Origin of the sequence: Chitinophaga eiseniae (assembly GCF_900167135.1) — a bacterium.
In the GTDB taxonomy this organism is placed as follows: Bacteria; Bacteroidota; Bacteroidia; order Chitinophagales; family Chitinophagaceae; genus Chitinophaga; species Chitinophaga eiseniae.
In genome coordinates, this window is record NZ_FUWZ01000004.1 from 235,616 (window position 1) to 250,862 (window position 15,247).

6 protein-coding genes are annotated in these 15,247 nt (G+C 47.5%); 5 read left to right on the forward strand and 1 reads right to left on the reverse strand.

Annotated elements, in window-relative coordinates:
• Positions 1 to 114: 114 nt before the first annotated feature.
• Genes B5D63_RS24730 through B5D63_RS24750 form a run of 5 tightly spaced genes read left to right on the forward strand, consistent with a single transcriptional unit; the run spans position 115 to position 10,811 of the window.
• Complete coding sequence (locus tag B5D63_RS24730) at positions 115 to 3,252, forward strand: SusC/RagA family TonB-linked outer membrane protein (RefSeq protein ID WP_200817094.1); 3,138 nt, start codon at positions 115 to 117, stop codon at positions 3,250 to 3,252.
• A gap of 11 nt (positions 3,253 to 3,263) precedes the next feature.
• Positions 3,264 to 5,141 (forward strand): RagB/SusD family nutrient uptake outer membrane protein, encoded by a 1,878-nt coding sequence (locus B5D63_RS24735; protein WP_200817095.1) that lies wholly within the window; start codon positions 3,264 to 3,266, stop codon positions 5,139 to 5,141.
• Positions 5,142 to 5,196: 55 nt separating this feature from the next.
• Positions 5,197 to 8,007: a SusC/RagA family TonB-linked outer membrane protein gene (locus B5D63_RS24740; protein WP_078671815.1), complete on the forward strand. Its 2,811-nt coding sequence runs from the start codon at positions 5,197 to 5,199 to the stop codon at positions 8,005 to 8,007.
• 31 nt (positions 8,008 to 8,038) lie between these two features.
• Positions 8,039 to 9,808, forward strand: a complete 1,770-nt coding sequence (locus B5D63_RS24745; RefSeq protein ID WP_078671554.1) for a RagB/SusD family nutrient uptake outer membrane protein — start codon at positions 8,039 to 8,041, stop codon at positions 9,806 to 9,808.
• A gap of 52 nt (positions 9,809 to 9,860) precedes the next feature.
• Positions 9,861 to 10,811 (forward strand): DUF5627 domain-containing protein, encoded by a 951-nt coding sequence (locus tag B5D63_RS24750; protein ID WP_078671555.1) that lies wholly within the window; start codon positions 9,861 to 9,863, stop codon positions 10,809 to 10,811.
• A gap of 81 nt (positions 10,812 to 10,892) precedes the next feature.
• Here the strand turns inward: B5D63_RS24750 and B5D63_RS24755 are convergent, their stop codons facing one another.
• Positions 10,893 to 15,005: a hybrid sensor histidine kinase/response regulator transcription factor gene (locus B5D63_RS24755; RefSeq protein ID WP_078671556.1), complete on the reverse strand. Its 4,113-nt coding sequence runs from the start codon at positions 15,003 to 15,005 to the stop codon at positions 10,893 to 10,895.
• Positions 15,006 to 15,247: the final 242 nt, after the last annotated feature.

Genomic DNA, 15,247 nt, shown 5'->3' on the forward strand with positions numbered 1-15,247 from the left:
GTAACGATACTGTCTTTTATAGCATTGTGATTTTTCTTGCCGGTATCCCGGCGTGACGGCCTTTTACCGGCTGTCAGGACCCGTATTGCCCTAACATTAAATATTCTGAATTCCATGTTTAAAATGATTCTTTCGCAGATGTCATGGAAATGGCTGGCAGTGACGGCGCTAACGCTGTTGGCTGTACCCTGCTATTCACCATTACAGGCCCAGGATGCAGGTGTGGTCCGGGGAGTAGTACTGGATGATAAAAAGACGCCCATCCCGGGTACAACGATACTGGTAAAGGAAACGAAGGTCAGTACCAGTACTGACGGTGATGGTAAGTTTCTTATTCATGTTCCTTCTGGCAAACAAGTGCTCGTTTTTAGTTACATAGGAAAAGTCACCCAGGAAGTAAATATCCAAAACCGACCGGAAATAACTGTTACCATGAAAGGCAAGGTGGTTGGTCTGGAAGATGTGGTAGTGGTGGGGTATGGCCGTCAGAAGCAGGCCAGTGTAGTCGCTGCTGTCTCGCAAACCTCCGGCAAGGTGCTCGAACGGGCGGGCGGCGTATCAAATATCGGTGCTGCCCTCACCGGAAATGTGCCCGGGTTGATTACCGCCCAAAGTACCGGCCTGCCCGGTGAGGAAGATCCTCAGCTGATTGTCCGCGGCCTCAGTACCTGGAATAACAGCAACCCACTGATACTGGTGGATGGGGTGGAACGTCCTATGAACAGCGTGGATATTGGCTCTGTAGAAACCGTAACAGTATTGAAAGATGCTTCGGCAACCGCTGTATTTGGTTCACGGGGCGCCAACGGCGTTATCCTTATTACTACCAAACGAGGAAAAACAGGTAAGGCAGCTATCCGTGCAACGATCAACACAACGCTGAAAGCTCCTTCTAAACTGCCCGGCAAGGTAGATTCCTATAACGCCCTGCGTACCGTCAATGAAGCGATCGAGTACGAGCTGGCATTAAAGCCCGAAAGCTGGAACAACTATTACCCTCAGGCTATTTTGGATAAGTACCGGTATCCGGCTAACCTGGAAGAAGCAGAACGTTATCCGAATGTAGACTGGGCGAAGACCTTATTCAGAAATTACGCGATGTCACAAAATGCCAATGTGAATATCAGCGGCGGAACACATTTTGTCAAATACTTCACCAGTGCGGATTTTCTGCATGAAGGCGATCTTTTCAAAATTTATGATAACAGGCGCGGATATAAACCCGGTTTCGGCTTTAACCGCCTCAATGTCCGGTCCAACCTGGATTTCCAATTAACGCCTTCCACACTCTTTAAAGTAAATCTTGCCGGCTCATATGGCGTAAGGAAAAGCCCGTGGGGGTTTTCAGGAAATCAGTACGGATCGTGGATTGATGCCTATACCACTGCGCCGGACGTATTCCTGCCGGTATATGCCGACGGCTCCTGGGGATATTATGCACCTAATGAAGGAAGGGCGGAGAATTCGGCGAGAAGCCTGGCAGTGGGCGGTATTCAATATCAGACCACTACCCGCATTACCACCGATTTTACTGTTGAACAAAGTCTCGATATGCTCCTCCGTGGACTGAAGTTTAACGGCACGCTTTCTATGGATAATACTTTTGTGGAAAGTAACAGAGGCGTAAATGATCTTTATAATGATGTGCAACGGAAATGGATTGATCCGGCTACAGGAAATGTGTTTTACAGAAGCGCCTTCGACGGCGTTACTAATTTCGATTTCCAGGAAGGGGCAAAATGGTCGCCCGCGGCCGGTGCTGTGACCGATAACCAGCGCAGGTTATTCTACCAGTTGCAGCTGAATTATGCCAGGACAATTGCGAAAAAACATAACGTAACTGCCATGGGGCTGCTGAATCGTAATGTTACAGCTTATGGCAGCATGATACCCTCGTACCGGGAAGACTGGGTATTCCGCACCACTTATACCTACAACGACAAGTATACATTTGAATACAATGGCGCCTATAATGGCTCCGAGAAATTTGCGCCCAGGTACCGCTTTGCCTTTTTCTCATCCGGTGGCGTGAACTGGATCGTATCCAATGAGAAATTTATGAGGAACATCCCGTTCCTGGACCTGTTGAAGGTCCGTGCTTCTTACGGGCAAACAGGTTTTGATAACGTGGCGGGGCGTTTCTTATACCTTACTGACTGGGCATATGGAGGTCAGGCACGGCTGGGTACCTCTGGTGAAGGCGCTGAGCGAAGCCCGTACAACTGGTACCGGGAGGCTACTGTCGGTAATCCCAATGTGCAATGGGAGCAGGCGGAAAAAATCAATGTGGGTACCGACTTTGAATTATTTAACGGATTTATAAAAGGTAAGGCTGATTTCTTCCAGGATAAACGCTCTAAAATATTATTGGCCAACCGTTCTTCTGTACCTTCCTATTACGGCGCCACGCCACCGGTGGCTAATCTGGGCAGGGTAAACTCCCAGGGATATGAACTGGAACTGCATTTCAACTACCAGGCATCCAAACAAACCCGTGTTTGGGCCGATCTGAATATGACCCATACAAAAAATAAAGTCATCGAGGCGGATAACCCTGCATTGCTGCCGGCTTATCAAAAATCAGAAGGCATGCAGATCGGTCAGGCTTATTCTTACGTGAGCCAGGGATTTTATAACACGTGGGATGAGTTGTACGGGAGCACTATGCATAATACCAACGATAATCAGAAGTTGCCGGGAAACTACTATCTCGTGGACTACAATGGCGATGGGGTGATTGATGCACGGGATAATATCCCTTACGGGCATAGCGGTTGGCCTGCCAATACCTATAACGCCACTTTGGGCGCAGACTGGAAAGGGTTGAGTGTCTTTGTGCAATTCTATGCTGCCAACAATGTCACCCGCCAGGTGGTTTTTAACAGCCTGTCGTCCCAGGGACACACTGTCTATAATGAAGGTACTTACTGGTCAAAGAACAACACCGGTGCAGACGTGCCAATGCCCCGCTGGTTGTCAACACCGGCAGATTATTACCGGGGGACGCAATATATGTTTGATGGTTCCTACGTGCGATTAAAGAACGCTGAAATTGCCTATACGTTTAATACAGGGTTTATCAAACGAACGGGGCTTGAATCGCTGAGAGTATATCTCAATGGTAATAACCTGGCGGCCTGGAGCAAAATGCCGGATGACCGCGAGTCGAACTTTGCCGGCACCGGTTGGGCATCGCAAGGAGCATATCCTACTGTAAAACGTTATAATCTCGGCGCCAATTTAACCTTCTAAACATGACCGTTGTGAATAAATATATAAAGCTGTTATGGGCCACCTTTGGTTTAACTGTCCTTCTTGGCCTGGCATCCTGTACAAAGTTCCTCGACAGGGAACCTCAATCTGTCGTATCGGCAGATAATGCCTTTAAAACCTTCATCGGTTTCCAGGGGTATACGGAAGAACTCTATCATTGTATACCGGATTTTACCAACGCCTATTGGACAAATTCCTGGAACTGGGGCGAAGACGAAATCCAATCGACCTCGCGCGATTTTCACTTCATTATAAAAATAGATAACGGTGATTTTTGGGGTTGGCAGTCGCAGTTTGACGGCTGGCAGGCAGGTTGGATGGACCGGAACAATACCAGCACGAATGACGACCGCTTTGCAAAATCACTGTGGAAGCTGGGCTGGTATGGTATTCGTAAAGCCAACATGGGCCTCGAAAACCTCCATAATCTCACCGATGCCACCCAGGAAGAAAAAGACCTGATCAAAGGCCAGTTGTTGTTTTTCCGGGGATGGTTTCATTTTATGTTCATTCAGTATTTCGGTGGCCTGCCTTATATAGATAAAGTACTTCCGGGCGATCAGAAGTTAACACTGCCCCGGCTCAAATACAGTGAATGTGCAGATAGAGCAGCCGCCGATTTCGCTGAGGCGGCAAAACTATTGCCGGTGAACTGGGATAATACGACCGCCGGTAAAAGGACGCTGGGAAAAAATCAGTTGCGCATTAATAAGATCATGGCGCTGGGTTACCTGGGCAAAAATTATCTGTGGGCAGGAAGTCCCCTGATGAACTATGTATCTACCGGCAGTAAAACATATAACGCAACCTATTGCCGGAAGGCGGCAGAGGCCTTTGGTGAACTATTGCAACGCTGTGAGTCGGGCGACGCGCCTTATAGCCTCGTGGATTTTTCAAAGTATTATACTAATTTCTATAGCGTGGGCCAGAACTGGTTAATGCCGGGAGGCACGGAGGCTATTTTCCGCGGCCCTTACTACGGCGCCCATGGTTCTACCTATGGCACCGCCAAACAGTATGGCTCCGCTTTGCTGACAGGGGAAACCATCACCTTTGCGCCAACTGCCAACTATGTAGACTACTATGGCATGGCTAACGGGCTACCCATTAAAGACATCACACAGGCAGATCCGGAATCGGGTTACGACCCGGCATACCCCTGGAAGGGCAGGGACCCCCGTTTTTATAATGATATCGTGTTCGACGGTGTGAAATGTGTGCAAGGCGCCACCACGGATGAAAACAACCGCTATGCGAACCTTTACACCGGTGGCAGTTACCGCGATGTCAGCAGCGCCAGCCGGTCCGGTTATTTGCTCCGCAAGTTTGTACCCATGACTGCCAATAGATTTGATAACGGCTGGAGTTATGATAAGGCGCTCAATATCCATCTGCCCTACATGCGCCTGTCAGACGTGTATCTGATGTATGCAGAAGCGGCAGCTGAAGGGTATGGTTCTGCCGCGGGAAAGTCCGGAACTTATAACAAAACGGCATTAGACGCCATCAATACGATCCGCGACAGGGCGGGAGCAGGACATGTGGCTGTACGCTTTACCGCCACGCTGGACGAATTTATGAGCGAAGTCCGGCGCGAACGGGCAGTGGAACTCTCATTTGAAGGCCATCGCTTTAATGATCTGAGAAGATGGCTGTTGCTGATACAGCGACCGTATACCCTGAAAAAATCAGTGAATTTTGATCGGTCGCCAACATTCAGTACGGCCGATCCGAGGAATAATAAGGTGCTCAACTTACGTGAAGCCGTGATCCTGGAGCGGAGGTATTCAGAGAAACACTATTGGCTGCCGCTGAAAAATGCCGATGTAAATATGTATCTGGAGTTTCAACAAAACCCCGGTTGGTAAAATGCGCAGCTCCTGCTTGTATCGTTTCCGCTAATTACAAAAATTCATGTACCAGATGAAAGCATTCATAACCGCTATTGTATTGACAGGCCTCGTGCAGCTGGCACAGGCACAGGATACTACAGGCACCGTTATCTCAAATGTTCCTGACAGCAATACTGCGCAGGCAGCATTCCGCAGCGTGAATAGAAATGAACTGCCAGGTGGTATTTCAGTGGTGGACGTAGCATCACAAATGACACAAAACTATATGAACTACAGCCTCGAAAATATGGAGTGCTGGGCCAATGGGTTTAATGGCAATAGTATGTGGGGGATGGGAACTTACCTGCTCCTGATCGACGGAGTGCCCCGCGATGCCACTAATGTATTGCCCGCAGAAATAGACCAGGTTTCTTTTCTCAAAGGGGTAAATGCAGTAGCGTTATATGGCAGCCGGGCCGCGAAAGGCGTGATATATATTACTACCAAAAGAGGAAAACCCGGTAATCAGCGGATAGCTGTGAGAGCAAATGGGGGAATCACGGTCCCTAAAGGATACCCCGAATACCTGGGATCAGCCGAGTATATGACGCTCTACAATGAAGCACGCCGCAATGACGGGCTTGCAGACCTGTATACCCCTGAAACTATTGACGGATATGCCTCCGGCAAAAATAAATACAGGTACCCCGACGTAGATTATTATTCAGATGAATACCTCAGAAAGTTCTTTAGCCGTTACGATGTAACGGCGGAGATATCCGGTGGAAATAATAAGGCCCGCTATTATACCAATATCGGTTATCAGACTTCCGGATCGTTGCTTAATTTTGGGGAGGCTCGCCAAAATGGAAAATCGGACCGCCTCAATCTGCGCGGTAACGTAAACGTCGACCTGAATGATTATATTTCCTGTAACATAGATGCCGGCGCCATCTTTTATACCGGAAGAGGCGTAAATACCGATTATTGGAGCAGTGCGGCCACCTTGCGCCCTTATCGTTTTGCGCCGCTTATTCCCATAGACATGCTACGGCAGGATGATGAGGCATCCAATGTACTGGTGAAAAACAGTAACCATATTATTGACGGGAAGTATTTGCTGGGCGGCACGCAGCTGGACCAGACCAACCCTTTTGCCGCTATCTATGCCGGTGGCAACAATCGGTATATAAGCCGGCAATTCCTGTTTAATACCGGTGTGAATGCAGACCTCAGGAATTTGCTGAAAGGTCTTTCCTTCCACGCTACATTTGCCGTGGATTATAATACCTCCTATAACCTTGCCTATAATAATAGTTACGCCGTATATGCGCCAGCGTGGAACAGGTCTTCCGGTATGGATGTCATCAGCAGCCTTACCCAATATGGACAGGATGCGACGTCCGGCGTACAGAACGTGAGCAACAGCTGGTACCGTCAAACTATCGCTGCCACGGGTCAGTTCAATTATCTGAATACTATCGGCGGTAAGCATCATCTCTCTGCTGTTTTGCTGGTAAATGGTTTTCAGCAGTCCGAATCTGCCGTTTATCACCGCACCAGTAATGCTAACCTGGGTTTGCAACTGGGCTATGATTTCAACAATACCTATTACGTTGATATGAGCAGTGCTATGGTCCATAGTGCGAAACTGCCGGAAGGAAACCGGAGTGCTTTTTCCCCGACCGTGTCGCTCGGCTGGCGAATCAGTAATGCACCCTTCCTGCGGAGCATATCAGTGATCGATAATCTTCGTTTGACTGCTTCCGCAGGGGTGTTGCACACTGACCTGGATATTTTATCCTACTATCTGTACCAGGGGGCCTATACAACCCAGGGGAGCTGGTTTGGCTGGAAAGACGGTACCGGTGTGCAGGCCACCGAGTCGCGCCGGGGAGCTAACCCTGATCTGCGTTTCCCTAAGAGAGAAGAATTCAGCATCGGCCTGGATGGTTCTTTCTTTCATCAGTTAATAAAACTGAACGGTAATTTTTTTATCAATAAAATCACCGGCAACATTATACAGCCGGATGTACTTTATCCTTCCTACTTTGCCACCGGGTTCCCGTTATCCTCTTTCATACCCTATATCAATTATAATGATGATAAGCGGGTGGGCTTTGACTTCAACCTCAGTTTCCATAATAAGTTGAGGGAGGTCAGTTATTCCATTGGCCTGGTAGGCAGTTATTACAAAAGTATAGCCACGAAACGCGCAGAATTATATGCTGACGATTATCAGCGCCGCCAGGGAAAACCGCTGGATGCTATATGGGGATTAAAAAACCTGGGGTTTTTCCGTGATGAGAATGATATTAAAAATTCTCCTGCCCAGGCTTTTGGCCAGGTAAAACCGGGTGATATCAAATATAAAGACCAAAATGGGGACGGCGTCATTGATGCCCGTGATGAAGTGTACCTGGGCCGTGCCGGCTGGTCTGGTTCTCCGCTTACGCTGGGCATAAATCTGGGCGCCAGGTGGAGGAATTTCTCCTTTATGGCACTGGGTGTGGGCCGCTTTGGTGCATACAGTATGAAGAATAATTCCTGGTTTTGGGTTGCAGGAGAAAACAAATATTCTGCTATCGTAAGAGACCGATGGACACCGGAGACCCCGGAATCCGCCAAATATCCCCGTCTGACTACGCTCTCCAGCGACAATAATTTCCGTAATTCAGATTTCTGGTTGTATAAAACCAATCGCATAGGCCTGGAGAAAGTACAGATTTCTTATGATATGAGCGGTTTGCTGGGTAAGAAGAAAGTGGTAAAGGAAATGGGAGTATACGTCAGTGCTTTTAACCTGTTAACGATATCGGCAGAACGAAAAGTGCTCGAAATGAATGTAGGCAGCGCTCCGCAGACACGCCTGTATAATCTGGGTATAAAGGGTTCCTTTTAATCTTTTATTCGCATAATTAAGTTCCCGTTTTATGAAAACAAATATTGTTATTTTGCTGGCCTGTCTATTAATGGTGGCTGGTTGCAAAGATCTGCTGTTGCCGGAAATTGAAAATATCCGGGACCTGGATTCAAATAAATATCCTCCCAATGACGCTGCACTGCCATTTGGCGTATTGCTCAACGGCTATAACCGGATACCCACCAATTCCTGGTCATTTAATGATGTAGCCACCGATGACGCGGTGACCAATGACCAGGGTAATGGTTTCCTGAAAATAGCGAACGGGCAGTGGACGGCCAATAACAATCCGTTGAGCCAGTGGACCAATGCATATGCGGCTATCCAGTACCTTAACATTGTATTGCGGGACGTGGACACAGTACGTTGGGTGTCGGATCCTGTAGTAAGTAAATTATTTGCCATGCGGATAAAAGGGGAGGCCGCCGGTTTGCGCGCCCTTTTCTATTATTATCTGCTGCAGGCCCACGCCGGCGTGTCTGAAAGCGGTATTGTGCTGGGGGTGCCCCTTATTACCGCAGTGCAGGGGCCTAATGCTGATTTCAATACACCCAGGGCCACTTTTGAAGCTTGTATGAAGCAAATTTACAGTGACCTGTCGATGGCGGATGATTTGCTTCCGCTGGATTACGAAAATATTACAAGTGCCGCATTCATTCCTGCTAAGTACGGCACTATTACCAAAGAGCAGTATGACCGCGCTTTTGGCTCCGCTTTCCGGGGATTTTTCACGGGGCGGATAGCAAAGGCTATCCGGTCAAAGGCCGCATTACTGGCTGCCAGCCCGGCTTTTAATACAGGTAACACTAATAGCTGGGCCGATGCGGCCGACTACGCGGCAGAAGTACTTTATCTGAAAGGAGGCGTAAGCGCTTTGGCTCCCAATGGCCTTACCTGGTACGCCAATGCCAGTGAAATTGCCGGTCTCGCTGATGGCGCCAACCCCGCTGAAATACTCTGGAGGAACAATTACGGCGATAACCGCGACCTGGAGCAGGCTAATTATCCACCGGGATTGTTTGGTAACGGACGCATCAATCCAACACAAAACCTGGTAGACGCTTTCCCTATGGCTAACGGTCTGCCTGTTACCAATGCCGGTAGCGGTTATGATGCAACAAACCCATACGCCAACAGGGACCCGCGGTTGCGCATGTTCATTTTAGTGAATGGTGGTACCGCCGGCCCGAATAATACAGTCATCAGTACTGCCGCAGACGGTGGTACAAATGATGGGATCAACATAGTGGAAACATCCACCAGGACCGGTTATTATCTCCGCAAACTATTGCGGCAGGATGTGAACCTGAATCCTAATTCCACCAACAACCAGCGGCACTACAAACCACATATCCGGTATACAGAAATTTTTCTCAACTACGCAGAGGCGGCCAATGAAGCCTGGGGGCCATTAGGAGCCGGCAGGTATGGATTCTCCGCCTATGACGTGATCAGGGCAATCCGTAAAAGAGCTGGTGTGGGCACTACCAATGGCGATACCTGGCTCGAAGAAGCAAAAGGCAGTAAAGACCGGATGAGAGACCTGATCAGGAACGAGCGGAGAATAGAATTGTGCTTTGAAGGGTTTCGCTTTTGGGACCTGCGCCGCTGGAAAGTTAATCTTGGTGAAACAGCCAGGGGGGTGAGCATAAAAAATAACGTTCCCGCGGTGATAAATGTGGAGCCCCGGCAGTTCCGGCCTTTCATGGTTTATGGTCCCATACCTTATGGAGAAATACTGAAGTTTGGCGCGCTGGAACAAAACAAAGGCTGGCGCTAATGAAAAGCAGGTCAGGCGATCATTTTTAATTGATTTTTTGAAAACAGCAAAGATGAAAAAGTTTTTAATGCCCGTGATATTACTGCTGCTCGCAGCATGTAACAAAAACGTAACGTTTCCCGACTATCCCTATCAAACGGTATACTTCGCTTATCAATACCCTGTACGCACCATTACGTTTGGAGAAGATATCTTTAGCACAGAACTGGACAACCAGCGAAAATGTAAAATTATGGCGGCCACAGGGGGTGTTTATTACAGTAAAAACGACGTGAGCATCGGTATTGCAGTAGATAATTCCCTGTTGGGAAACGGGTTGCTGTTTGGCGCCGGAAAAGATGAAATTCTGCCAATGCCCGCCAAGTATTATTCACTGGCAGACAACAAAATTATAATCCCCAGGGGGAGTCTGGCCGGTGGCGTGGAAGTGCAGTTGGCCGACACCTTTTTTAATGATCCAAAGGCAATTAAGAATACCTATGTTATTCCGTTACGTATAACCGGTAAGTCGGGCGCAGATTCTGTCCTGAGCGGCAAGGATTTTATCCTGTATGCCGTCAAATACGTGAATACCTGGCATGGTAACTACTTGCGCAGGGGGAAAGATGTAGTGTCAGGAAGCGTACATCAAACCATCATACGGCATAGGGAGTATGTGGAGAAAGATGAGGTAAATATGCTAAGTACGAGGTCCATGAAAGAACTGGAGTTTCCGGTAGTATACAAAGACAAAGACGGCAATAACATCAACTGTACGTTGCTGCTCACCTTTCATGATGGCGGAAAATGTACAGTTTCTTCAGCAACTGTCAATATCAGTGCTGCCGGGGATGGACAATTTGTAAAGAGGGGAGAGAAAAACAGCTGGGGAAACAAAGATCGTGATGCGCTTTACCTCACATACCGGGTTACCCTGCCCGGCATGCAGGTGTCTTCATCGGACACGCTGGTACTCAGGGACCGGTCTGTCACCATGGAGACATTTACGCCTGTGAGTAAATAATTTTTCATTTCGCCTGTCCGCATTGACGCCAATGCCCCAAAACAGCCCCATGGTAAGCAGGGGCTTGTTTTTACCGTATCATTACTCAAGAGCTTCATCTCTTTGCATCTTTGCCATAAATTCGGAAGGCAACAGATTGTATTTTGCCTTGAATGATTTGGCGAAATAGTTAGGCGTGGAAAAGCCTACCTGGTAGGCAATTTCAGCAATGGTCAGATCACTTTTTTTCATCAGCATGGCTGCTTTTTCCAGCCGGTAAGACCGGATATATTCTACCGGGGTCTGACCGGTTAGATCCAATAATTTATTGTATAGCGAACTCCGGCTCATTCCTAATTCTTTGCTCAGGCTCTCCACCGAAAGTTGGGAATCTGTCAGGTTTTCTTCCAGGTGGGCCGCGATACGCACCATGAGCTTTTCTTCCGCCGATACCTTCTCAATTTCAGGCGATAGTAATTTTATTTGTTTAGTATACGTTTTTTTCAGGGTGTAGTTAAGATGCAGGAGGTTTCTGATCTTGGCATGGAGTATTTCGAAGTTAAATGGTTTGGTGATATAGTCATTGGCGCCTGTTGCCAGTCCTGCGATCTGTTGGACCTCATGGGTGAGTGCGGTGAGCAATATGACGGGGATATGATTGGTTCTTTTATCCGACTTTAACTTCTGCAATAAGCTGATACCATCCATTTGCGGCATGGTGATATCGCTGACAATCAGATGCGGATGCTGTAACAAGGCTTTTTGCCAGCCGTCTTTTCCATTATTGGCTTCTATTATTTTGTAGCTCCTGCAAAGGTTATCTTTAAGATAGAACCTGAAATCGTCATTGTCTTCCACGATGAGCACAACAGACTTTTCCTGGTTATCCGGCGATTCCTCGCTGGCCTCTGATGTGGCTGCTTCCTGTTCCTGCAGCATTACTTCAGGAACGGATACCTCAGATGGCTCCTGTTTTACCGGACTTTCTGCCGCAGCCTTTAATGGTAGTTCTATGATAAAAGTTGCGCCCTGTCCCGGTTCGCTGTCTACTTCAATTGTACCGCCATGTATTGTTACAAATTCTTTCGTAATAGATAAGCCTATACCGATTCCCTGATTTAATATGGAGGAAACGGTATTCGTCTGAAAGAAATGTTCGAAGATCCGGTCTTTTTTATCTTTGGGGATGCCGATGCCGGTATCTTTTACTGTTATTTGGACCCATTGCCGGCAGGTAACTTCCTCTTTTTTCAACAGCTGTAGCGTTACGGTGACCGCGCCTTTTTCTGAAGTAAACTTAAAGGCATTGGAAAGCAAATTGAAAAGAATACGTTCTGTTTTATCATGGTCAAATAGAACATTGAGTACTACCGGGGCACTGATAAAGCTAAATTGTATGTTTTTCCTTTCAGCAAAATCGCGGAAAGAGTCTGTGACCTCTCTCACAAAAGCTACAAAGTCTCCTGCTGTCGGCTGTAGTTTCAGTTCATGTTCTTCCATTCTCCTGAAATCCAGTAATTGGTTGACCAGGTTAAGCAACCGCCTGGAGTTTCTTTTGATCATGTTTAGCCTGTCGAGGCGTGGGCCGGCTTTTTCTCCGCTAATGAGCTGTTCCACGGGGCCCATGATCAGTGAAATGGGCGTCCTGAAATCGTGACTGAGGTTGGTGAGGAATTTAATTTTAAGCCGGTCGATGTCCTGCAGTCTTTTTACTTCCATCCTTTCCTGTTCCAGCACAAATTTTTTCCTTATCCGCTTAATCCCTAGGTAACGGCTATATAGCAATAGCAGGCAAATGGCACAACCATATAAGACGTATGCATAAATAGTACGCCAAAAAGGCGGGCGGACGTGGATTTTTATTGTGGTGTCCCGGCTGCTCCAGATTCCATCGTTGTTAGCGGCTTTGACATGGAAGGTATATTCTCCGGGATCAAGGTTCGTATAGGCTGCACTGTTGGCAGTGCCGGTATAGTTCCAGTCTTTATCAAATCCATCGAGTTTGTAGGCGTAATGGTTTTCTGTGGGAAGCGTGTAGTTGAGTGCCACAAAACTGAGGACAAAGTTTTGTTTGTAGGCCAGGCGGATGTTGTCGGCTACAGCGATATGTGCTGTGATGGGGCCATCCTCATCAGGAAGTATCGATTTGTTGGACACCTTTAAATCCGTGAGCAGCACACGCGGAGCATGTTTATTGAGGGTAAGATCAGAGGGCGTAAAGTAATTAATGCCCTCCAGCCCGCCGAACATCAGGTCTCCGTCAGACAAGCGTATCCCGGAGTTATGAACGAAGTTGTTATTTTGGACGCCGTTATAGCGCGTATAGTTTCTGAACTTTCTGGATTCAACATGAAAACTGCTGATGCCCATATTGGTACTTAGCCAGATGATACCACTGTTATCTTCCAGGATTTTATAAATAGTCACGTTTTGCAGGCCGTCTTTTTCGGAGAAATTGACAAACCGCTGTTGTGTTTTATCAAAAAAACTCAGGCCGCCAAAAGTGCCTGCCCACATACGGCCTTTACTGTCGCAAAGCAATGTTTGCACTTTATCACTGGGCAACAGGCTGTTGCTCTGGGTATAGATCTTCCACTGACCGGTACCCGGATGATAAACGCCGACGCCGCCTCCATGGGTGCCAATCCAGATATTGCCTGCTGTATCTTCCTCAATAGCCCTGATATATCCGTTAAACGGCAGCTTTTTCTCGTTGGGCTTTGCGGGGTCCGGATGAGGTGTATGCCTGGTAACAATCTGCTCATTTTTGAGGACGTTCAGCCCTTCTCCGTTGGTGCCAACCCAAACGTAGCCTTTACTGTCTTCCTTTATGCAAAAAATATCATTGGCGCCGGGATGCTCTCTCCCTGCAACTTTTGTAAGGTATTTATAGCTGCGGGTAACACCGTTTATGATGAGCAAACCCAATGCATAAGTGCCTATGTATAATTTTTTGTCGTGGGTGTACTGGAGTGCCATAATGGCCACTTTATTGCCCGTTACCGGAAGCGGGATGTCAATGGGATGGACTTTCCCCGTTTGGCGGTTGAATTCAAACATACCTCCGCCATCAGTGGCCACAAAAACGTTGCCTTCGCTGTTTTCCGCAAAGGCGGTGACAATGGACGACTGACGGCTATTTTCATGGAAGGCGCTACCCGGTTTGAAATTAAAGAGGTGCAGATTCCTGTCATATTTATTGATCCCACCTCTGAAAGTGCCTAGCCAATAAATACCCTGTTGGTCGTTATAGATACATCTTATGGATTGATTGGTTAGACTATAGATGTTTTCATCGGAGGGAAGATAATGATCAACGGTGCTTGTCCGGGTATTTAGCACCATAAGCCCTTCTTCGGTGCCAATCCATAGCTGGTGGTCTTTGTCTGGCCTGATGCAGTTGATTAATTTATTGTGCAGGAGCGGGATAGCATGATATGGGGCCATGCTGGCGCCATTGGGTTGCAGCGTATACAATCCTGTAGCGGTGCCTATCCAGATCTGCCCGTCACTGTCGCCTGTAATTGCCTTGATCTCGTTATCCTGGGCTGTACACCCGGTTTTGTTGTTGGCTATTCGTTTTATGGCACCGGTGGAGGGCGCATATCGGTACAGGCCATGAGCCGTACCAATCCAGATTTGTTGTTTGCGGTCAATAAAAAGGCAGCGGGGGGTAAGCTTTGTCTCCTGGTTTTCTTCTCCTGCTATCAGGTTAATTTGGGAAATATGGCGGCTGCCAGGTGTTAGCTTAAATAAATGTTCGAACTGTGCGATCCATATGTTACCGGACGTATCGCTGGAGATATCCAGTATTACCGCGTTTGGTGGCAATTGGGGGGCATCTGCGTGCAGGGGGAAGTGAACGAAGGCGTCCTTTTTACGGTCGTATAAGCTAAGACCACCGCCGCTGGTGCCTATCCAGAGGTTGCCGGCTTCGTCTTCATGGAGTGCCAGTATCTCATTGGCTCTCAGGCTGGAAGCGTCATCCGGATGGTGCCGGTAAACAGTAAAGTGTGTACCGTCAAATTTATTTAAACCATCATCGGTAGCAAACCACATCAAACCATAATGGTCTTTCGTGATGGCATTCACCCCATTGGATACCAATCCGTCTTTAGCGGTAAGCGAAGTAAAGTTGAGGTGTCCGGTTTGGGTCCAGCCGGTTTTAGCGAGGCATAGTAAACAGCACAGGAACGTAAATGTATATTTACACATATGGAGCGGTCATTAAAGCAAGATATTGGTTGAATGATAATAACGTGGTTCTTTGTACCTCAATTTAAGTATTGTAATGAAATTTATAAACATCATGATACTAAATTGCCTGAATACACTGGTATTGGACTATAATAATTGTAAAAAAGACATTTTTCACATCAATTTCAACAAATGAGCTATCCGGAAAGTACCGGCCCCTGTATTTTTGTTTCCATGCAGTTTTATCCGGAATCAATTAC

Coding starts and splice junctions, on each gene's coding strand:
- B5D63_RS24755 (WP_078671556.1), bottom strand. CDS start 15,005: ATGTGTAAATATACATTTACGTTCCTGTGCTGTTTACTATGCCTCGCT.
- B5D63_RS24730 (WP_200817094.1), top strand. CDS start 115: ATGTTTAAAATGATTCTTTCGCAGATGTCATGGAAATGGCTGGCAGTG.
- B5D63_RS24745 (WP_078671554.1), top strand. CDS start 8,039: ATGAAAACAAATATTGTTATTTTGCTGGCCTGTCTATTAATGGTGGCT.
- B5D63_RS24750 (WP_078671555.1), top strand. CDS start 9,861: ATGAAAAAGTTTTTAATGCCCGTGATATTACTGCTGCTCGCAGCATGT.
- B5D63_RS24740 (WP_078671815.1), top strand. CDS start 5,197: ATGAAAGCATTCATAACCGCTATTGTATTGACAGGCCTCGTGCAGCTG.